Genomic DNA, 20,250 nt, shown 5'->3' with positions numbered 1-20,250 from the left:
GGAGAGATTCTCATGGTAGGTACGAAACGCTGGGACCTGTTTACGGTCATCAACTATACGCTGCTGGCGGTTTTTTGCCTCATGACGTTATATCCGCTCATCTATGTGCTCGCCGGTTCGTTCAACGACGGGAACGACTATATGCGCGGAGGGGTATACTTCTTCCCGCGGGAGTTCAGTACGGCCAGCTACCGCATCGTATTCAAGGATGACCGGCTCGTATCGAGTTTGTTCATCTCGGTGATGCGTTCCGGTACCGGAACGGCAACGAGCTTATTCTTCACGGCGATGGTGTCATATGCCATGTCGCGCCGCTATTTGATCGGCCGCAATGGCTATTATTGGATTCACCTTGCGACGTTATTTATCGGAGGCGGCTTAATTCCTTACTTCGTGCTGCTCAAGTACCTGCACTTGCTGGACTCGTTCTGGGTGTACATTATTCCATCGATATTTTCGGTGTTCAACATGATCATCCTGCAAGGTTTCTTCCGGGAACTGCCGGAGGAAATTCATGAGTCGGCGACGGTAGACGGTGCTTCCGAGTTCAAAATATTCGGCATGCTGTTCATTCCGCTGTCGGCCCCCGTGCTTGCGACGGTTGCGCTCTGGAACGGTGTCGGACATTGGAACTCGTTCTTCGATGCGATGCTCTTCACGAACAGCGAGAAGCTGATGCCGCTGCAGCTGTATCTGATGAAGCTGATTAAGGAAGCGGATGTGCTGACGGCAAGCTCGCCTTTCATCCCACCGCAGATGAAGAAGCAATTCAGCGCGCAGACGGTCCGCATGGCAGCGATTATGATCAGCACCGTGCCAATTCTCGTATTGTTTCCGTTTCTGCAACGCTATTTTGTAACGGGCATTATGGTAGGTTCGTTGAAAGGCTAATGCAATTCGCATCCATAGCGTGAAAGGAGTGTTAAGGGATGGAGTTGGAATGGACGAGTACGCTTGCGGAATGTTTTGCGCCGTCGAAGTCTGAAATTTACAATTATGCGCCATGTGTCGTACAGACGGACGACAGTACGCGTTATGCCTTCTATTGCACCAATATGGAGTCCGGCATCATTGTGGATTACATCGGTTGGCGCAAGGGAGTGAAGGAGTCCGATGGGCAGTGGCGCTGGGGCGAAGAGGGGATTGCGCTTTCGCCGGGCGAGACGGGATGGGATTCCATTCATGTGTGTGACCCTGATCTGCTGCAAGGGGAGTTCCGATACAAGGGACACACGTATTCGTGGGCGCTCTTCTATCTCGGCTGCGACCGGCTCGATTGCAACCATAATCAAATAGGGGTCGCGTTCGCTGACTCCATTGAAGGTCCTTGGATCAAATGCGATGACAATCCCGTCGTATCGGGCGCATTGGAATATTGGGGTACCGGTCAATGCACCCAGGTTACGATTGACGGCAAAGGCAAGTTCGATCTCATCTATCGCGACGCGGACGAGACGGGAGACAATTATAAGCTCGCTTCATGCGACTTCTCGGATATGGATGCTTATGTGGTCGGGACTCCGGTTCGCTTATCCAAAGCTGGATTACCGGACGTGCCGTTATGTATGTCTCATGTCGCCTACGATTCGGTCAACGATACGATGCTGCTTGTCGCGGAGAAGGGTTGGGACGGTGTCGTACGCTGCTGCCAAGAAATCGTCGTTGCGGCGATTTCAGGGACTTCTTTCCGCAAAGGGGAAGGGACGTGGGAGGTTCTTGCCATCATCGACGAGTCGTTGACAGGTAGTTACGGTAATCATAATGCTGCGTTGTGCAGAGATCCGTTCGGCAGGGTGCCTGAACGGGATGAGCTCGGCATCTTCATATCTTCTGCGACGAAGACGTATATTTGGTCTTTCCGAATTTGTGAGCTTCGGGCGAGGCTGCTGAGGCAATAGCGGGACGGATAGGCTGAGTATATGACAAAGAAGTGAATACGGATATATGGAGTAGGGCGGATGTCATCATGACATTTCGCCCTTTCTTTGTTTATTGCTGGCCTAATTAATCGCTTGGCTTAGGCAACATTTGTCGAATTAGCTTCGTTAAAGACATGAAAGTGCGATTGGCAGAATCCCTTTACATTGAACTCCGGAGAGTTGATCCTTTTGTCATTAAAAACGAGACATATTGTTCTTACATCCTTGCTGCTGGGACTTACCGTTCTTTGCTGCGTATTGATTATTCAAACTTATCATGCTCGCATGCCGCTAGTCGGACGATTGTTCTATGGAACGGGGAGTGCCGCTGGCAACAGTGATTTAAGGCCGGGGCAGAATGAACCTCATGGCGAGTATTATAAGGATCGCGTGATTGTACTCATGTATCACGAAGTCATGAAGAATCCACACAACGATGCCGGGGCGCTATCGATCAGCAAGTTTGAGCGCCAGCTTGACTTAATGAAGGCCAACAATTTTCACTGGATAACGATGGATCAGTATCGCGGATTTATTTTGCGGGGAGACCCGGTTCCGGATAATGCGGTGCTGCTCACGTTCGATGACGGCTATGAATCTTTCTATCAGGATGTCTATCCGATCTTGAGCAAATATGAGGCACCGGCGACCAACTTCCTAATCGTCAACACGATTGGCAACCCTCGTCACGTCGGGGTTCCCAAGCTGAATTGGGAGCAGGTAAAGGAGATGAGTCGGACCGGAATTACATTTTACAGCCACTCGTTTGATTCTCATCGCTATGTGCCCACGGATGCGAAGGGCAAGCATCGGATTGCTGCGTTGACGGGACCTATTTATTTGAAAGATAAGGGGAGAAGGGAGACGAAAGAGGAATATAAGGAGCGGATAAAAGCCGATTTGGAACAAGCGAATACCATATTGGAGCAGAAGCTTGGCACCGCGAACCATGTGCTCGCTTTCCCGTACGGAGCATTCTCCAAGCCATTGCTCGATATTTGTGCGCAGCTGGGCATTGACGTGACGCTGACTGTCAAAGATGGTCTCGACAGACCCCGTCAGAGCAACGGTTTCCGTCTTAACGCAGGAGGCGCGCAGAACGATCCCGATCTGCAGGTGGCGCTGATGAAGCAAGCGAAGCAGCGGCTTGGACATGCCCACTTCGATCGCGCGCCGGAGCGCAAACGCGAGGCATTATGGACATTGGCCGCGATGATGATCGTCGCCGCATTGTTGGCGGAATCGGCGTTCAAGCTGCGGCAGCAGAAGAGGCGCATGAGCAATGGTTGGTGAGATGGATTTGCCGAATGCTGCATTCCGCTCAGAATTCTAACGGATCGTACAGGCCTTATTTGGCCGAATTTCTGGGCTTTGAAATTCTAACGAACCACAGCGGCCTTATTTCAATGAAAAGCGCTCAAAACGACCCATTCGCAGCCAGATAAGACCGCGTGGTGTTTTCGGCTAAATAGGACCTGTACGGTTCGTTAGAGCTTTCGGTAAGTTTGGTGCAAGGGCCGATGCCGGGTGCTGGTGTGTTGGGTGCTGGTAGCCGCTATTTCTCGTCTAGAACGAAACATACGCCTGCGTATTGCGAAGCAGGTACGAGCGATCCCACAGATGCCGTTCATCCTCCTGCTGCAATGCAGCAGGTTCAGGATTCCCATTCAGTTTCAATAGAGCTGTTGCAACGAGCTCAGACCTTGCCGGTCCCCAACAATTGATCTTGCTCTGAACGTAACTGAAGCTCTCGAGCAACGTCTGCGCCTTCATCCGCTGAAGCGGGGAAGCCCACATGACTAAGTCACAATTGAGACTCTTGCGTGGGATGGCAAACTCGGCCAGCCCGACTGCACCCGTTGTCGTAGTAATCCCAACTAAACCGCAGAAATAATCGCGGCCATGGCCGGGCTGCTGCTTCTCTGCAAGCTCGCTTTGGAATTGAAAACATTCAATGCGGCTAATCCTGCACTGCTGCATAAACTCGAGCGAATAGCCAATGACCGAATTTCTCAAATTGAGCAAAGCAATGAGCTGTGGCAGCGTATCCCGTTGGTACTCGGCCGATTCATCTATAGTCGTATGGTCAGGAATCGTGTTTAACATCATGATCCTCCTCCGCAGATTGGTTGGCGTTCGAAGCCGAAGCTTCGCATGCAGCATTCTGCTGTATATACAAGTGTTGTCGTTTATAGAAAACAAAAATGACCCCCTCTGGAATCAGAGAAGGTCATAGGAATGTAATGTCATTGATCCTCGCTCTTATCTCCCAGATTCGCTTAATTAAGCGTTCCGCAAGAATTAGCACCGTGCATCCCATAAGTAATGACGAATCGTCAGTTACAAAGGTTTGTCGGTTGCCGGGTATCATCGGGCTTGTCCCTCCACCTACTCTTGATAAGAAAAAACATATTAAATTTTTACCATTATGCTACATAAACAGGCTTGATGTCAAGGGGAACCTTCATTTGGCGGCCGCAGCATTTAAGGTATAATAAGTTAATAGAATCGTCATTGAGGAAGGGGCTCAGCAGCTATGAAATATCGTTATCTCGGGAGAAGCGGGCTGGAAGTGTCCGTATTAGGTTTGGGAACCAATGCATTCGGGAAACGTGCCAATCAGGACACATCCATACGGATCATCCATCACGCCATGGATAAAGGCATTAATTTTATCGATACGGCTAATATTTATGCAGGCACAGAATCGGAACGAATCATAGGGTTGGCATTAGAGGGGAGACGGGACCAAGCCGTACTGGCTACGAAGGCGGGGTTAGTGAGAGGCGAAGGTCCGAATGCGAGAGGATCCTCTCGCCGCCACCTGATGCTAGAGCTGGAGAACAGCTTGAAACGTCTCCGAACCGACTACGTTGACCTGTATCAAATTCATACCTTCGATCCGAACACGCCGCTCGAAGAAACGTTAGGCGCGCTCGAAGATATGGTTCGTTCAGGCAAGGTTCGCTATATCGGCGCTTCCAACTATGCAGCGTGGGAACTGATGAAAGCGCAGGGGATCAGCGATTCCAGAGGAACTGCGAGGTTTGTTTCGACTCAAACCAGCTATTCGCTTGCAGATCGGACACCTGAGCAAGAGCTTGTCCCGGTATGTTTGGATCAAGGGGTAGGCATCATTCCGTATTTCCCACTGGCAGGCGGCATTCTGACCGGCAAATACGGCTTAACGGTTGAAGAAGCACCAACAAGCTCCAGAATGGTTACCGACCCGAGCTTCGTTCGTTTTCTGGATGAGCGAAGAATTACGTTGGGGCAGCAGGTAAGCAGACTCGCGGCTGACAGCGGGTATAGTGCTAGTGCGATGTCGCTGGCATGGCTCATGCAGCAGCCAGCAATTTCGACTGTCATTGTCGGTGCGACACGCGTAGAGCAGCTTGAAGATAATTTGACTAGCGTGGGAATGAATCTCGGCTCGGAAACGACGGATACGCTGAATGAATGGAGTGACGCATTCCGTTACGGCAAACCGTTTGCGCTCTACCGATTACCTTAAGGAAAAGGACAGTCTTCAATCATCCGACGAATCGGGTGATACAGAGGCTGTCCTTCTTTGTCCTTCTTCTATATCGTCCGCGACAGTTTCCTGAACTGCATGGCAGACATCCCTTCCCAGCGTCTGAAAATACGGCTGAAATAGTGAAAGTCCTCATAGCCGACCGCCCCTGAAATCCATTCGATCGTCTGATCCGTTTCCCGCAGAAGCCGTTTGGCTTCCTGATGGCGCACCGTCTGCACGAATTTATTAGGACCGATACCCATCATCGCTTTAAACTGTCGGCTCATATAATCTTCATGGACGAGCAGAAACTTCGCCATATCCGTGCTCGACCAGCGACGGCTGCAGTCGTTGCGAATCTCTTGAACGAGCTCAAGCAGACGCTTCTCATATTTCGGATGCGGCGTTCCTCTTCCTTCGTTCTGCTGCCGGAGCAGCAATCCAATCAGCTGGATCATCAGCCCTTTGCACACGCTGTCGTAATCCTGCTGCCGATCATTCCATTCCTGAATGACATTTTCAAACAGGGAGATGATTCTCGGAGACACGTTCGTCAGCAGTGATTCTGTAATAATCGGTCGATCCGCCCCCAAATAAGGCATGTCGCTGAACGCATCCGGGTCCGGATTGTATTCATCCGCAATAATGGTATGACTGTTAGTCGCGCCATCGAAAAAGTCAAAATGGATGCCAAGCAGCTCCGCATGCGGTGCTGTCAGCACTTCAATTCGATGATGCTGCCAAGGTGCCAAGATGAGCAGACTGCCTGCGCGAGCCTCAATCAGATCACCTTCGATAGTAGCCCTAATCTCACCGTGCTTCACATAAATGAGCTGAAAATCATAGATTCGACGGCTCCACCTGAAATCCGGAGTACGGCAATGCTGCCGCGCCCAATGAATAACAGGAGAGATGTCCCGCAAAGTGGTTTGCCTGATTCGAGGAAATAGAGCGTTGTCCAATTGTTCAGCACCGCCTTGTACGCCGAGTTCGGAAAAGTCCAAAAAACGATCACCTTTATGTAAAGCCTTCCAGATACTGAAATGGTAACATGTAAGCGCATTCCTTAACAAGGATGAAAGGACCAGGTGATCTCTAAATGAATAGCAGTCATAGTCTTTTATTTCAATTAACAGGTAAAGTTGCCTTAATTACAGGCGGGACCGGCGGACTTGGCGTTGTCATGGCTCAGACCTTGGCGGAAGCGGGAGCAGCAGTCATTATTACGAGTCGTTCAGAGGAGAAAGCAGCTGAAATTGCCAAGCAATTATCTATCGATACAGGTAGTGAAATCACAGGAATGGCAGCAGAGCTAACGGATGCCGACCAGGTAGAGCGGCTGGTGCAAGCCGTTAAGGAGCGCTTCGGTCGGATCGATATTCTAATTAATAATGCCGGAGTGAACGTTCGCAAGCCCATCGAAAACTACGATGAAACAAGCTGGGATCTGGTCATGGGTACCAATTTGAAAGCCCCGTACCTGTGCATCCGCGCCGTTACGCCGCTCATGAAAGAGCAGCAATCCGGCCGCATTATTAACGTAGCCTCAATGCTGGGGATGGTCGGTCTGCCGGAGAGAAGTGCCTACTGTGCAAGTAAGGGCGGCGTTATACAGTTAACCAAGGTGCTGGCACTAGAGCTTGCTCCCTTCAACATTACCGTGAACGCGCTATGTCCCGGACCGATCGCGACCGAGCTTAACACGGTTGTGATGAACAATCCCGAGGCGAATCGTTTCTTTGTTGATCAAATCGCGCTGGGGCGGTGGGGAAGACCGGACGAAATTGCGGGTCCGACTTTATTCCTCGCTTCGGATGCATCCAGCTTCATGACAGGCTCTACGTTAACGGTCGACGGAGGTTGGACGGCCAAATAACCGGGCTTCATCTCCTAGCTGGATAGCTGGATACGAAAGGGTGATCGGGATGCGTTTTGGCTTATCTGTATTTGGCACGACTTATGCAATGGGCTTGCACCCACGTGCAGGAAGGCCGAAGATATCGGCCGAGGGAGTCATCAACATGGCGCTGCAAAATGGCCTTCAAGGCGTCGAGCTGCCTCTCTCGATGCTTGCAGGCAGTGACCACAAGGCTATAGCAAGCAAAGTCGAGGCGAATGAGCTTTATATTACGATCGCTTCAGACGGCTTCGATGCGGCACGACTAGGTGAGGCTTTCGATATGGCAAAGTCCGTGGGAGCCAAAGTAGTACGAACAGTGGCAGGCGGAGCGAAGTTCGGCGGAGATCGACGCCACTTAGTCGGGAAGTGGCAGCCATTTCTGCAGGAGGCACGCGAGGGTCTTGCTGCAGCGACTGCTCTGGCGGAAGAAGCAGGCGTCACTCTGGCGCTGGAGAACCATCAGGATCTCTGCTCCGAAGAGCTCATCTGGCTGTGTGAGTCCATTGCATCGCCGAACTTCGGATTAACGCTGGATACCGGAAATCCGCTTGCTACCGCGGAAGAGCCGGTCGAATTTGCCAAACGAATCTCTCCTTATCTCAAGCACGTCCACTTGAAGGATTATTGGATTTATCCGAGTGCAGAAGGCTATATGCTCGTCCGTTGTCCGATTGGACAGGGTGCGGTAGACTTTCCTGCACTGATGGAGGTTTTTCGTGTTAGCCAAGCAGCGCGGACACTGTGCATGTCCATCGAAATCGGAGCATTGGAAGCGAGGCATACCAGAGTCCTTGCCGATGATTACTGGCCGGAATACCCTGCGCGATCAGCCAGAGAACTGGCGGAACTGCTTCGTTGTGTCCAGCGAAATGCCAGGCCGACAGCGGATTGGCGTACGCCACATGAACGGAGCGAGTCGGTGGAGATCGTGGCAGCCTATGAGCAATCACAGCTTATGTCGAGCATCGCCTATGTACAGCAGCTGATGTACAGCTTGAACACTTCGAAACCAGAGGAGGAGGCAATCTCATGATCATTGATTTACAAGGAAAAGTAGCCATCGTTACCGGCGCCGGCAGAGGCATTGGACGTCATATTGCACTGACGCTTGCGAAGGAAGGCGTCATTACGATAGGAACGGATATTAGGCAAGAGCTGCTCGATGACCTGGCTTTGCAATTTGCGGAGGAACAGCTGGGCGGAGCGCAATTCATCTGTGATGTGCGAGATTCGGCAAGAATCGCTGAGGTTGTGGAGGAGGTACGGAGCCGTTTTGGGCGAATAGATATCTTAATCAACAATGCCGGAGTGGCCAGCGGCGGCACTGTTGAGCTGCTCAAAGAAGACGTGTGGGACGCCAACATGGATATAAATATGAAGGGCACCTTCCTGATGTGCCAAGCGGTTGTTCCGATTATGAAAGCCCAAGGCTCCGGCCGCATCTTAAACGCTGCTTCCTTCGCTGCCATAGTACCGTCATACGGCAGTGCGGCGTATGCTTCCTCCAAAGCGGCTGTAAAACAGTTCACACGGGTGCTTGCGGGCGAGCTTGGCCCTTACGACATTACCGTGAATTGTTATTCGCCGGGGATGATTCCGACGGAGATGAACCATTTCGCAGAGCAGCCGGAGGAGCGGCAGCAGCGGCTCCTAGATACGCTTACACTTCGGCGATGGGGCAGCAAGGAAGATGTTGCGAACCTGCTCTGTTTCCTCGCTTCCGACCTTGCCGGTTACATAACAGGTACGATGATCGATGTGAGCGGCGGCAAATTGGCGACGCAGATTCCGAGTATCGCCTATGAGGCGGCGCGGAAGGATGCGCTGCGGACATGACGGCGCCGCTCATTACGTTTGAAGGGAAGACGGTCGTAGTCACAGGCGGGGCCAAAGGCATTGGTCGTGCGATTGTTAAGAGATTCCTAGAGTGTGGGGCAAAGGTCGTCATTGCCGATTACGACGAGAGCGGTGCAGAGACGGCGAGGCAGCTTGCGGATACGGGCGATGAGGTTTATTTTATTCGCTGCGATGTTTCCAAGCGGAGTGAAGTGGAGTCGCTCGTTGCCGAGTCGATCCGTCAATTCGGCGGTTCAATTGACGTGCTCGTCAACAATGCCGGTATATTCCCAAGAGCGGATCTTCTGGATACGGATGAAGCGTTCTGGGATAACGTGCTCGGCATTAATCTCAAAGGCGCCTATATGCTGTGCCAAGCCGTCGTGCCGGGCATGATCGAACGGGGCAGCGGCGTCATTATCAATATTGGTTCCAATCACGCGACAGCAGGCGAGCCGGCTACGATGGCGTATGCGGTTTCCAAAGGCGGCATCGTCACCTTGACGCGAAATCTCGCAAAGGCGTTTGTGAAGCAAGGCATTCGAGTGAACTGCGTGCAGCCGGGCTGGGTGGCATCGGAAGGCGAGGTCGCAAGGTGGAAAGCGAACGGAATGGACGAGGAACAAATGGCTGCCTTAGCCGCGCGCTTGCAAACCGGCGAAGATATCGCGGATGCCGTCTTGTTCATGGCGTCCGGCATGAGCAAGCAGATTAACGGCCAAGTGCTCATAGTGGACGGTGGCATTACTTTGAAGTAAATTGATTTGCTTGCAGCTGGCCGAAAATAAAAGCTGGGAGGAATTGAATTTATGCTTTATCGCAACATACCGGGAACACCTTTAAACGCTGCCGTCATCTGTATGGGGACAGCAGGCTTCGGCGGCGGCATGCCGCGTGAGGACGCATTCCGCCTGTTTGATCTTTACGTGGAACAGGGCGGCAATTTTATCGATACGGCGCTTGTCTACGACGACTGGCTCGGACGAGAGAGAAGCTTGACCGAAATCCGGATCGGTGAATGGCTGAAGGAACGAGGTCATCGCGAGCAGCTCATCCTGGCAACGAAAGGCGCGCATCCTGAGCTTGCAACGATGCACATCCCTAGGCTTGGACGAGCAGATATCGAAGCGGATATCGCCAGAAGCCTGCGCCAGCTGCAGACTGATTATATCGATCTTTACTGGCTGCATCGCGACGATGCGAGCGTCCCCGTTGATGAGATCATGGAAACGCTGCATGATGAAGTGAAAGCCGGCCGCATCCGCAGCATCGGCTGCTCCAACTGGACGGTGGAGCGGATCAAGCAGGCTCAAAGTTATGCCGCCGAACATGGCTTAACGCCATTTGCTGCAAGTCAGCCGCTCTGGAATTTAGCCGTATGCACGCCGGGTTCAGTCGGAGATCCGACACTCGTGGTGATGAGTGATGCGGATCGGAGTTATTTTGCGGAGACGGGGATGACCGTCATTCCGTATTCGTCGCAAGCGAACGGCTTCTTCAGCGGCCGCTATGCACGGGGCAAGGATGCAGGCACGCAAGGCAGTGCGGCAGGCGTGCAGAAGATGTATTTCAACGACGCCAGCTTTGATCGGCTGGAGCGTGTACAGCAGCTGGCCTCGGAGCTTGGTACGACCAGCACCGTAATAGCGCTGTCGTATTTAACCTCGCAGCCGTTCCCGGTGTTCCCGATTATCGGCGCTTCGAAGCCGGAGTATGTGCTGGATAGCTGCGCTGCAAGCGAGGTTACGCTCACGCCGGCGCAATTGCGATTCTTGGAGACGGGCTCTTACGTTTCCGTATAACAATGGAGAAAGGCTTGCACCCTACAGTACAGGGATGCAGGTCTTTCTTGCTTTTCACGCAACGCTGCACTCGATATAATAGATTCATGTGTACTCGTTGTACTCGTGAAAGTGAAAGTGAAAGTGAAAGCGAAGGAGTGACTTACAGCATGACAGCATCAACTTATGTGGAATCGGCGAATGGCGTATTTCCATCGGTCTGCTCACTGGATTGTCCCGATCAGTGCGGACTGCTTGTTCATAAAGAGAATGGTCGAATTGTGAAGATCGAAGGTGATCCCGAGCATCCGGTTACGCAAGGGGCGATTTGTAATAAAGTTCGGAATATGACGGAGCGCATCTATGATAAGGATCGTTTGCAATTCCCGCTAAAGCGCGTCGGTCCCAAAGGGAGCGGGCAGTTTGAACGCATTAGCTGGGAGGAAGCAATCGGTACCATAACGTCGCAGTGGAAGAATACGATCGCAGCCGAAGGGCCGGAAGCGATTCTGCCTTACAGCTTCTATGGCAACATGGGCCGTATTGGCACGGAGGGGCTGGGCCGCCGCTTCTTTAACCGGATGGGTGCGAGCAAGCTGATTTATTCGATCTGCGAGGCAGCGGGTACGGAAGGTTACGGCTACACGATGGGCGGCAGCTACGGTACAGATCCGGAGGAAACCGTCCATGCGAAGCTCATTATCATGTGGGGCATCAATGCGGTCAGCACGAATATGCACCAAGTGACGATTGCCGAGAAAGCGCGGAAGAACGGTGCGACTGTAGTGGTCATCGATGTGCACCGCAATCGGACGGCGAAATGGGCGGATTGGTTCATCCCGGTTATGCCGGGTACGGATGCGGCGCTGGCGCTGGGAATCATGCATATTTTGTTCGCTGAGAAGCTTACGGATGAGTCGTTCATGGAGCAGTTTACGGTTGGCCGTGAGCAGCTTCGCGAACATGTGAAATCGTACACGCCTGAGATTGTCTCCTCGATTACAGGCGTGCCGGTCGATGATCTCTATAAGCTGGCTCGCATGTACGGCGGCAGTGAAGCTGCGTTTATCCGTATCGGCAACGGTCCGCAGCATCATGATAACGGCGGCATGACAACACGCGCGATTGCTTGTCTGCCTGCGGTAACAGGGCAGTGGCTGAAGCGGGGCGGAGGCGCGATCAAAGGAAATGGCGGCTATCTGGCGCTGAATAAGCCCGCGCTCGAACGACCGGATCTGCGGGCCAATAGCGGCGTGCGCGAAGTGAATATGAATTTGCTTGGCAGCTCTCTGATGGATACGGATGGGCTGCCAATCTCCTCCTTGTATGTATTTAACTCCAATCCGGCTTTGGTAGCACCGAGTGCAACCAAAGTAAGAGAAGGCCTCCTGCGCGAAGATCTGTTTACGGTCGTGCATGACTTGTTCCTGACCGAGACGGCTGCTTATGCAGATATCGTACTGCCGGCTACGTCCAACTTTGAGAATACCGACTTGTACCTTTCCTACTGGCATCATTATGTACACCTGCAGCAGCCGGTTGCAGCGCCATATGGGGAAAGCAAGTCGAATTCCGAGGTGTTCAGGCTTCTTGCTGCGGCGATGGGTTATGAAGAAGAAGCACTTCAGGATTCGGATGAAGCCATGATCGAGCAGGCGCTGAACAACCCGAATAATCCGAACTTGGCCGAAATTTCGTTGCAGACGCTGCAGGAGCACGGTGCGATGAAAGCCAAAGTAAAGCCGCTGTTCCCGGGCAAGCTGCGGACGCCAAGCGGCCGGATCGAGCTCTACTCTGCGGCGATGGAACGCAAAGGCTACCCGCCTATGCCGACGTACACGCCGCTTATGGAGGACGGTCCATACCCGTTCCTATTCATACCGACGGCTAACCATAATTTCTTGAATTCGACGTTCTCCAATAACGAGAAGCATATCGCAATGGAGAAAACGCCTAAGCTTTACATGAACCGAGCTGATGCTGAAGCTCGGGGCATCGAGAACGGCGATATGCTGCGCGTCTGGAATGATCGCGCAAGCTGCGAACTGACAGCGGCAGTAGGTGATGATGTGCTGGCCGGTGTCGTCGTAAGTCAAGGGTTATGGGCTGACGGGGCTGACGGCGGCAAGGCGATGGTCAATGCGCTCACTCCAGACCGGGTGGCGGATATGGGGAGAGGGGCGACCTTCTTCTCCGGACGCGTGCAAGTCGACAAACAGTAATGAGGTGGCAGGCGCATGAGCTTACGGCTGGTGATGCAGGGGCAAAGCTTTCGTCCGGAGCATGTTACGACTGATCGGCAGCAAGGCCGCAAAGGGATGTTAACGACTAGGCACCAACATCCGGTTTTTCATGTGATGTATATTACCGGGGGAGCGGGCAGCTTCCTCGTTAACGACAAGAAGAGCCGGGCATTGCCCGGCTTCTTGTATGTCATCAACCCTAACGAATGGCATCAATTTCATGCTGATGATGACATTGGACTGCATAATTTGGAATGTACGTTTCTACTGCGTGATGAAGAGAGCAATGAGCCTGCGAAAGCGGTGAATCTGTTCGATTGGATCGAAGAGAAAAGTGGCTATGCTCTGCCTGCCGTTATTCGTGATGGACCGATTCTCGTACCGCCCGCGTTAAGGCCGTTTCTGCTTGAAGGGTTTAATCGGCTGCTTGACCCCAGCAATCGGTATGTCACAGCAGAGCATCTGTCCCTGCTGGTGATCGAGTTAATGCTGCGCGTTGAACAAACGATAGGGAAACTCAGTGAGCGGGTCGTCGATTCGGCGTCGACAGAACGGCAAGCTAGTGCTTTAGCCGGTGAAATTAATGCGCTGCAGCAATATATGCGCGCACATATAGGTGAACAGCTCAAGCTAGAGGAGCTGGCCCACTATGTACATTGGACGCCGAATTACCTGTGCCGCGTATTTAAAGCGCATACATCGATGACGCCGATGGCGTATTTGCAGCAATTACGCATGGCGGAAGCGGAGAAGCTGCTGCTGTACACCGATTTTCCCGTATTTACCATTGCCGAGATGCTAGGCTACGAGGATGCTTCTTATTTTGCCAGACTGTTCCGCAGACATCATGGACGTGCACCGAGCGAATATCGGATAATATAGTCCGCATTCGGTGTGAGATTCTACCTTCCTATCAATTGGCGGCACCGCTATGATGAAGAAGAGAAGAACAATCCCAGATCAAAGGCGGTCGGTGAGCAAATGCGATTAACGCTTGAGCAAATGATCCGATATCAAACTGAAGGATATTTGATTGTACCGAATGTGTTCACGGATGAGGAGCTGCAGCCCGTTATAGACGAGCTTTCGGCTGAGCTTGATGCTAGAGCCAGACAGCTTCTTGCTGAGGGCAAGCTGACAGACCTGCACGAGAATGAGCCCTTTGAGAAACGTTATACGAGGCTGTATGAGCAGAATAAGGAAATCAGCAGAGGTTTTGACATTAACGGCTATTTGGGTGAGGCCATCTTCCGGTTCATGGGCAGCGACGGGCTGCTTGATCTCGTTGAATGCCTGTTAGGAACGGAGCTTAGCTGCAACCCGATTCAGCATATTCGCGCGAAGCATCCTGCAAAGTCGACACAGTCGGAACCGGATTATTTTCAAAATGTCCCTTGGCATCAGGATTGCGCCGTCACCTCGCCGGATTCGGAAGCGTCGGAGATTATTACGTTCTGGCTGCCGCTGGTGGATGCGACTGCCGAAACCGGCTGCATGGAGATTATGCCGCATGTGTTCAAGCAGGGCTACATCAACCATCGCGCCGAAGGCGGCACAACGATCGTCCCTGAGAAGCTGCCCACGGTAGCGCCTGTATTAGCGGAATGCAAGAAGGGCGGTCTCGTCATCATGAACAAATATACGCCGCACAGAGGGATTTCCAATCGATCCGATATCATCCGCTGGTCGATTGATTTCCGCTATCATAAGACAGGCGCTCCGTCAGGACGCTCGATTCATCCTTCCTTCCCGGTTCGAAGTGCATATGACCCAGCGAGCGTTCTGTCAGATGTTACAGAGTGGCGCAGATTGTGGCGTGAGGTAAAGGAAGAGAAGGGGAAGAGCATGCACCGCGTGTAGCTGCTGCATTTATCTGAAAATAGGCCCTATTCAAAAGTCTGCAAGCCGACTTCTGAATAGGGCCGATTGCCGCCCGTTTTCTCCGCGAAAGCATCGCCTAGATTAGAGTTACAGCCTCTTCCATGCCCAAGCGGAATATTGCATAAAATGCAACAAAATGATCTGTCCCAGCACCGCGGCTCCTCGAATGTTGCATGAAATGCAACACTTTTTCGGATAAGGGGCACTAAATGGCCAAATCGAGGTGAAATGTTGCATTCCATGCAGCAAATTCACCTTCCTAAGCTTATAGCCCTGAAAATGCTGCATGGAATGCAACATTCTCAGATGAAGAGTGATTTTGGGGGTAAGTCGCAGGGGCATGGCAGGTAGTCGGCAGGTCACAGTGGATAAGAGTGAGACGCCTAGTCGTCCTTCATCTTACTTTGGGATACTCGTTTTGCTTTGCGATAGGCCATCGGCACCATGCCTTTGCGTTCACGGAAGATACGGACAAAGGTTTTGTAGGAGCCGAAGCCGACCTCAAGCGCGACATCGACGACGCTGTAATCGGTCGATACCAGCAAGCTGCTTGCATGCCGCAGACGCAGATCTTGAACGAAATGAACGAAGGTTTGGCCCGTCGTTTCCTTGATCACCTCGCTGATGCGAGAGACGCTCATACCGAAACGGTCCGAGAGCTGCGACAACGTCAGCTCTTCGCGGTAGTTGCGGTGAATGTAGTGGATGATGGGCCAGATCGACGGATTGGTTTTGGCAGGGGCGGTTACAGGAACGTTCTCCGGCTGTGTTGCTCTGCGCTCCCGGTCGAAGCAAACGAGCAGCTCTTTCAATCTCGCCAGAAGCAGCGTTTGCCGCCACGGTTCGTTCCCGGCATACTCCGTCAGCATATCTTCCATGAGAAAAAGCATTCTCTTCTGCTTCGAGCCGGTGAATGTTGTATATGGCTCTAGAAGGTTTGGTTCAATTAAGTCTGTGAGACCGTCGCCGTGTCCGGAATCGATGAGCAAATCCATGCTGAAATTGCAGTTATAGAGCACAAGCGTGCTTCCGGGTTCGGTGAAGATCTCATGGACTTGATAAGGCTGCACGAACGTAAACGTGCCCGGGCGCATCTCATGTTTCTCGTCGTTGATGCTTTCCCAGCCTCGACCTTCTATGACATAAGAGAATTCAAGGAAATCGTGGCGATGCGCACGAAATCCTTGTTTGAGTGTGTTTAAGCTCATATGAAGCGGAAACGCGGTATCCATATTCGGGTATGTTTTCAAGTAATCCGGAAAAAAGGTCATAGAATAAGAGGCCTCCGAAGAAATGGGACGTTTATCGAAATATTAGTCACGCTTTTTTCTCTGTACTACTTTATCATAGAAATGGTGGAAGTAGTGATGGATCCGAGGAGGCAGATGGATTAACATGGCGATTCGTATTGGTATTATTGGTGCAGGAAATATTGGAAGCGTTCACGCAGCGCAATTCTCGCAGCTTGGCGAGCTCTGCCAAATCACCGCAATCACAGATGTGTTTCTGCCTTTGGCTGAGCAAAGGGCCAAGGAATACGGCATTGCCGAGGTGCTGGCATCGCCCGAAGCATTGATTCAAAGCGACAATGTGGATGCTGTTGTAATCGGCGTTCCCAACCAATATCATGCGGAGCTTGCGATTCAAGCGATTGAAGCCGGCAAGCATGTGCTGCTGGAGAAACCGATGGGGATCAATGCCGATGCAGCCAGACAAATTCTGAAAGCGAGCCGCTCCTCCGATCGTGTCGTCATGATCGCACATCAGATGCGCTGGGAGTCGGTTCCGATGCAAATCAAGGAACAGATCGACCGCGGCGAACTGGGGCATATTTATACAGCCAAAACAGGCTGGTACCGCCGTAAAGGCATACCGGGCTGGGGCACATGGTTTACGCGTTCCGATCAATCCGGCGGCGGTCCGTTAATCGATATCGGCGTTCATATGCTGGATCTCGCGCTTTACCTCATGGGCAATCCGAAGCCGGTGTCCGTCTACGGCGCTACCTATGCCGAGTTCGGGCCGAAGCGCAAGGGCATTGGCACTTGGGGCAAGCCGAATTGGGACGGCATCTATGACGTAGAGGACTTGGCAACGGCTTTGATCAAAATGGATAACGGCAGCACACTGTCGCTTGAAGTCAGCTGGGCCGTTCATATGGACACGGACAATACGCCATTCGTGCATTTGATGGGTACGGAAGGCGGGGCAAGCTACCGAGGAGCTCAAGGCAAGCTGCTCACGGAGAAGTTCAATAAGCCGATGGAAGTTCCGCTCAGCAAACCGGAAAACGACGAGAATGAACGCTTGCGTCTCAGCCGCCATTTCTTGAGCTGCATTCAAGAAGGCAAGCAGCCGATTACGTCAGCGATGTCCGGGTTTACGAACAATCTGGTGCTGGATGCGATTTATGAATCTTCCCGCACGGGTAACGAAGTGAAGCTGGACTGGAATCTATAAAACAATTGGAGGATCAAGCATATGCTAAGAGGTTTATCACATGCCGGACTCGGCAATATCGGAAGCGACGAGAATTTAATCGCAGCAGCAAGCCGGTTCGGATTTCAAACGGTAGATATTAATGCAAAAGGACTTATTGAGCGTAATGGGCTGGAAGGCGCTAAAGCGCTTCTGGCGAAACATGAAGTTGCCATTGGCTCAATCGGTCTTTCCGTAGAATGGCGGGATTCGGAGGAAAAGTTCCGTGAGGGACTCAGCAAGCTGGCCGAGGAAGCAGCGGCTGCTGCGGCGCTTGGCTGCACTCGCTGCTGCACGTATGTGCTGCCTGCTACGAACTTTAAAGCAGCGCATTTCACAGTGCTTGCTACGCGCAGATTGCGCACATGTGCACAAATTCTCGGTGCGTACGGCATTTCATTGGGACTTGAATTTGTTGGCCCGCATCATCTGCGCAGCGCGTGGACGAATCCGTTTCTATGGACGCTGGAAGAAACGCTCGATTGGATCGCCGCGATTGGCGAACCGAATGTCGGCTTGTTATTCGATGCGTACCATTGGTACACGAATGGCTTGAGCCTTGCCGATATCGAGGCGCTTACGCCGGATCAGATCGTTCATGTTCATATTAACGATGCGCCGGATCTGCCGGTAGAAGAGGTACGCGATAATGGCAGACTCTATCCGGGCGAAGGCGTAATTGACCTGGCCGGATTCCTTCGTGCGTTGAATGCGATTGGCTATAAGGGTTCGGTAACGCAGGAGATCCTCACTGCCGAGGCGCCTACCCAATCGTCGGAGGAGCTGCTTGCACGCTCCAAGGCCGGGTTCGATCGCGTGTACACTGCTGCTGGACTAGCATAATCGAGATATATGGAAATCCCGCAGGGGGCGGCCGTGATGGCCGACTCTTGCGGGATTTATTTTGTTTCGCAGACTAGGGTTAGTTCCGCCGATGTAGACTCCCTGGTTCGCTTCATACGCACGATCCGCCCACTTTGCTACTATGTAGACTCCCTGGTTCGCTTCATGCGCACATTCCGCCCACTTTGCTACTATGTAGACTCCCTGGTTCGCTTCATGAGCTCGATTTGCCCACTTTACTACTATGTAGACTTCCTGATTCGCTTCATGCGCACATTCCGCCCACTTTGCTAACTATGTAGACTTCCTGGTTTGCTTCATGCGGTCGATCCGCCAAATTTGCTACTATGTAGACACCCTGGTTCGCTTCATGAGCTCGATCCGTCCACTTTGCTAACTATGTAGACTTCCTGATTCGCTTCATGCGCACATTCCGCCCACTTTGTACTATGTAGACTTCCTGGTTCGCTTCATGAGCTCGATCCATCCACTTTGCTAACTATGTAGACTTCCTGGTTCGCTTCATGCGCACATTCCGCCCACTTTGCTACTATGTAGACTTCCTGGTTTGCTTCATGCGCACATTCCGCCCACTTTGCTAACTATGTAGACTCCCTGGTTCGCTTCACGCGCACATTCCGCCCACTTTGCTACTATGTAGACTCCCTGGTTCGCTTCATACGCACGATCCGCCCACTTTGCTGCTATGTAGACTTCCTGGTTCGCTTCATACGCACGATCCGCCCACTTTGCTACTATGTAGACTTCCTGGTTTGCTTCATGCGCACATTCCGCCCACTTTGCTAACTATGTAGACTTCCTGGTTTGCTTCATGCGCACATTCCGCCAAATTTGCTACTATGTAGACTTCCTGGTTCGCTTCATGAGCTCGATCTGCCCACTTTGCTGCTATGTAGACTTCCTGGTTCGCTTCATGAGCTCGATCCGCCAAATTTGCTGCTATGTAGACTTCCTGGTTCGCTTCATACGCACGATCCGCCCACTTTGCTACTATGTAGACTTCCTGGTTTGCTTCATGCGCACATTCCGCCCACTTTGCTAACTATGTAGACTTCCTGGTTTGCTTCATGCGCACATTCCGCCAAATTTGCTACTATGTAGACGTCCTGGTTCGCTTCATGCGCTTGCAGCTGGGAACTTCTTGCATGGCATCCGTGGATCAAATTCCGAGACGAAATATGCTATGATTATAGTATCACTTACTAGAATAGGAGACGGTCCATGAATATTCACGAGGCAATTCGAACAAGAAGAAGTATTGGCAAAGTAACGCAGGAGCCGATCGACAAAGCGGTTATCGAGCAGATCTTGGAAGCGGGCATATATGCGCCGAATCATCGCTTAACAGAGCCTTGGCGGTTCTTCGTTCTTCGCGGCGACGGACGCAAGCAGCTCGGCGATGCGCTTGCGCGTATTGCGCTTGCAGGCGAGGCAGATCCGGCATCACCTGAGAATGCGCTCAAAGCAGAATCAGCCATCAAAAAAGCGTTCCGCGCGCCAGTCATTATCGCGGTTGCCGTCTCGCCTGCTGAGAGGCACGATATTATCGAGCTCGAGGAATACGGAGCCGTAAATGCAGCCATCCAAAACATGCTGCTTACCATACACGCGCTCGGCCTTGGTGCTGTATGGCGCAGTGGAGAGCCATGCTACCACCCGCTGATGAACGAAAGCTTTGGCCTGCGTCCGCAGGATAAGATGCTGGGCTTCATCTATCTCGGCGTACCGGATATGGCTGCGCCGCAAGCGAAGCGGGCAGCAGCTGAGCTCAAGACGACTTGGATTGACGGCTAAGTTAACCAGCAGCCGGCTGAGAACAACAAAAAAGAGA

General features: G+C 52.2%; 18 protein-coding genes and 1 riboswitch. Of the genes, 15 read left to right on the top strand and 3 right to left on the bottom strand.

The genetic code is table 11. The features are described from left to right. Window positions 1–12: 12 nt before the first annotated feature. The 3 genes from BLW29_RS13035 to BLW29_RS13025 all read left to right on the top strand — a co-directional run bounded on the left by BLW29_RS13035 (window position 13) and on the right by BLW29_RS13025 (window position 3,212). A complete protein-coding gene (locus BLW29_RS13035; RefSeq protein ID WP_090980086.1) occupies window positions 13–891 on the top strand; it encodes a carbohydrate ABC transporter permease in 879 nt (292 codons plus the stop codon). A 38-nt stretch (window positions 892–929) separates the two neighbouring features. Further along, window positions 930–1,898, top strand: coding sequence for a glycoside hydrolase family protein (locus tag BLW29_RS13030; RefSeq protein WP_090980084.1), 969 nt, complete (start codon window positions 930–932; stop codon window positions 1,896–1,898). A gap of 210 nt (window positions 1,899–2,108) precedes the next feature. Next, on the top strand, window positions 2,109–3,212 hold the full coding sequence (locus tag BLW29_RS13025; RefSeq protein WP_090980082.1) for a polysaccharide deacetylase family protein: 1,104 nt from the start codon (window positions 2,109–2,111) through the stop codon (window positions 3,210–3,212). Between the two features lie 273 nt (window positions 3,213–3,485). Here BLW29_RS13025 and BLW29_RS13020 read toward each other — a convergent pair whose 3' ends face one another. Continuing rightward, window positions 3,486–4,028 (bottom strand): hypothetical protein, encoded by a 543-nt coding sequence (locus BLW29_RS13020; RefSeq protein ID WP_143044398.1) that lies wholly within the window; start codon window positions 4,026–4,028, stop codon window positions 3,486–3,488. 150 nt (window positions 4,029–4,178) lie between these two features. Next, window positions 4,179–4,323: riboswitch (SAM riboswitch) on the bottom strand. 132 nt (window positions 4,324–4,455) lie between these two features. Between BLW29_RS13020 and BLW29_RS13015 the strand changes: the two genes are divergently transcribed. After that, window positions 4,456–5,433, top strand: a complete 978-nt coding sequence (locus BLW29_RS13015) for an aldo/keto reductase (protein ID WP_090980078.1) — start codon at window positions 4,456–4,458, stop codon at window positions 5,431–5,433. 68 nt (window positions 5,434–5,501) lie between these two features. On the opposite strand, the gene BLW29_RS13010 is transcribed toward BLW29_RS13015, so the two are convergent. Next, window positions 5,502–6,440 carry a helix-turn-helix transcriptional regulator gene (locus tag BLW29_RS13010; RefSeq protein WP_090980076.1) on the bottom strand — a complete coding sequence of 313 codons (939 nt, stop codon included), beginning with the start codon at window positions 6,438–6,440 and terminating at the stop codon, window positions 5,502–5,504. A 95-nt stretch (window positions 6,441–6,535) separates the two neighbouring features. On the opposite strand from BLW29_RS13010, the gene BLW29_RS13005 reads away from it, so the two are divergent. The 8 genes from BLW29_RS13005 to BLW29_RS12970 all read left to right on the top strand — a co-directional run bounded on the left by BLW29_RS13005 (window position 6,536) and on the right by BLW29_RS12970 (window position 15,056). Further along, on the top strand, window positions 6,536–7,312 hold the full coding sequence (locus BLW29_RS13005) for an SDR family NAD(P)-dependent oxidoreductase (RefSeq protein ID WP_090980074.1): 777 nt from the start codon (window positions 6,536–6,538) through the stop codon (window positions 7,310–7,312). Between the two features lie 49 nt (window positions 7,313–7,361). Next, complete coding sequence (locus BLW29_RS13000; protein WP_090980072.1) at window positions 7,362–8,369, top strand: sugar phosphate isomerase/epimerase family protein; 1,008 nt, start codon at window positions 7,362–7,364, stop codon at window positions 8,367–8,369. After that, window positions 8,366–9,172: an SDR family NAD(P)-dependent oxidoreductase gene (locus BLW29_RS12995; protein WP_090980070.1), complete on the top strand. Its 807-nt coding sequence runs from the start codon at window positions 8,366–8,368 to the stop codon at window positions 9,170–9,172. The genes BLW29_RS13000 and BLW29_RS12995 overlap by 4 nt, the downstream gene beginning before the upstream one ends. Beyond that, entirely contained in the window at window positions 9,169–9,930 is a 762-nt protein-coding gene (locus tag BLW29_RS12990; RefSeq protein ID WP_090980068.1) for an SDR family NAD(P)-dependent oxidoreductase, read from the top strand. The genes BLW29_RS12995 and BLW29_RS12990 overlap by 4 nt, the downstream gene beginning before the upstream one ends. A gap of 51 nt (window positions 9,931–9,981) precedes the next feature. Further along, a complete protein-coding gene (locus tag BLW29_RS12985) occupies window positions 9,982–10,974 on the top strand; it encodes an aldo/keto reductase (protein ID WP_090980066.1) in 993 nt (330 codons plus the stop codon). Window positions 10,975–11,123: 149 nt separating this feature from the next. After that, window positions 11,124–13,175 carry a molybdopterin-containing oxidoreductase family protein gene (locus tag BLW29_RS12980; RefSeq protein WP_090980064.1) on the top strand — a complete coding sequence of 684 codons (2,052 nt, stop codon included), beginning with the start codon at window positions 11,124–11,126 and terminating at the stop codon, window positions 13,173–13,175. Window positions 13,176–13,190: 15 nt separating this feature from the next. Then, on the top strand, window positions 13,191–14,078 hold the full coding sequence (locus BLW29_RS12975; RefSeq protein ID WP_090980063.1) for an AraC family transcriptional regulator: 888 nt from the start codon (window positions 13,191–13,193) through the stop codon (window positions 14,076–14,078). Between the two features lie 99 nt (window positions 14,079–14,177). Next, window positions 14,178–15,056: a phytanoyl-CoA dioxygenase family protein gene (locus BLW29_RS12970; protein WP_090980062.1), complete on the top strand. Its 879-nt coding sequence runs from the start codon at window positions 14,178–14,180 to the stop codon at window positions 15,054–15,056. Window positions 15,057–15,460: 404 nt separating this feature from the next. On the opposite strand, the gene BLW29_RS12965 is transcribed toward BLW29_RS12970, so the two are convergent. Next, the gene (locus BLW29_RS12965) at window positions 15,461–16,348 is read right to left on the bottom strand and encodes a helix-turn-helix domain-containing protein (RefSeq protein WP_090980060.1); all 888 of its coding nucleotides are present in this window, start codon (window positions 16,346–16,348) and stop codon (window positions 15,461–15,463) included. 124 nt (window positions 16,349–16,472) lie between these two features. Here BLW29_RS12965 and BLW29_RS12960 point away from each other — a divergent pair, with 124 nt between their 5' ends. The 3 genes from BLW29_RS12960 to BLW29_RS12950 all read left to right on the top strand — a co-directional run bounded on the left by BLW29_RS12960 (window position 16,473) and on the right by BLW29_RS12950 (window position 20,213). After that, the gene (locus BLW29_RS12960; protein WP_090980058.1) at window positions 16,473–17,537 is read left to right on the top strand and encodes a Gfo/Idh/MocA family protein; all 1,065 of its coding nucleotides are present in this window, start codon (window positions 16,473–16,475) and stop codon (window positions 17,535–17,537) included. Between the two features lie 21 nt (window positions 17,538–17,558). Beyond that, window positions 17,559–18,398 (top strand): sugar phosphate isomerase/epimerase family protein, encoded by an 840-nt coding sequence (locus tag BLW29_RS12955; protein WP_090980056.1) that lies wholly within the window; start codon window positions 17,559–17,561, stop codon window positions 18,396–18,398. Between the two features lie 1,242 nt (window positions 18,399–19,640). Next, complete coding sequence (locus tag BLW29_RS12950; protein ID WP_090980054.1) at window positions 19,641–20,213, top strand: nitroreductase family protein; 573 nt, start codon at window positions 19,641–19,643, stop codon at window positions 20,211–20,213. The last annotated feature ends 37 nt before the right edge of the window (window positions 20,214–20,250 follow it).

The organism is Paenibacillus sp. CF384 (assembly GCF_900106745.1).
Taxonomy (GTDB): domain Bacteria; phylum Bacillota; class Bacilli; order Paenibacillales; family Paenibacillaceae; genus Paenibacillus_Z.
Note: the sequence above shows the minus strand (reverse complement) of the source record. Positions and strands in the feature narration are given on the sequence as shown.

Coding starts and splice junctions, on each gene's coding strand:
- BLW29_RS13035 (WP_090980086.1), top strand. CDS start 13: ATGGTAGGTACGAAACGCTGGGACCTGTTTACGGTCATCAACTATACG.
- BLW29_RS13030 (WP_090980084.1), top strand. CDS start 930: ATGGAGTTGGAATGGACGAGTACGCTTGCGGAATGTTTTGCGCCGTCG.
- BLW29_RS13020 (WP_143044398.1), bottom strand. CDS start 4,028: ATGATGTTAAACACGATTCCTGACCATACGACTATAGATGAATCGGCC.
- BLW29_RS13015 (WP_090980078.1), top strand. CDS start 4,456: ATGAAATATCGTTATCTCGGGAGAAGCGGGCTGGAAGTGTCCGTATTA.
- BLW29_RS13005 (WP_090980074.1), top strand. CDS start 6,536: ATGAATAGCAGTCATAGTCTTTTATTTCAATTAACAGGTAAAGTTGCC.
- BLW29_RS13000 (WP_090980072.1), top strand. CDS start 7,362: ATGCGTTTTGGCTTATCTGTATTTGGCACGACTTATGCAATGGGCTTG.
- BLW29_RS12995 (WP_090980070.1), top strand. CDS start 8,366: ATGATCATTGATTTACAAGGAAAAGTAGCCATCGTTACCGGCGCCGGC.
- BLW29_RS12990 (WP_090980068.1), top strand. CDS start 9,169: ATGACGGCGCCGCTCATTACGTTTGAAGGGAAGACGGTCGTAGTCACA.
- BLW29_RS12985 (WP_090980066.1), top strand. CDS start 9,982: ATGCTTTATCGCAACATACCGGGAACACCTTTAAACGCTGCCGTCATC.
- BLW29_RS12980 (WP_090980064.1), top strand. CDS start 11,124: ATGACAGCATCAACTTATGTGGAATCGGCGAATGGCGTATTTCCATCG.
- BLW29_RS12975 (WP_090980063.1), top strand. CDS start 13,191: ATGAGCTTACGGCTGGTGATGCAGGGGCAAAGCTTTCGTCCGGAGCAT.
- BLW29_RS12970 (WP_090980062.1), top strand. CDS start 14,178: ATGCGATTAACGCTTGAGCAAATGATCCGATATCAAACTGAAGGATAT.
- BLW29_RS12965 (WP_090980060.1), bottom strand. CDS start 16,348: ATGACCTTTTTTCCGGATTACTTGAAAACATACCCGAATATGGATACC.
- BLW29_RS12960 (WP_090980058.1), top strand. CDS start 16,473: ATGGCGATTCGTATTGGTATTATTGGTGCAGGAAATATTGGAAGCGTT.
- BLW29_RS12955 (WP_090980056.1), top strand. CDS start 17,559: ATGCTAAGAGGTTTATCACATGCCGGACTCGGCAATATCGGAAGCGAC.
- BLW29_RS12950 (WP_090980054.1), top strand. CDS start 19,641: ATGAATATTCACGAGGCAATTCGAACAAGAAGAAGTATTGGCAAAGTA.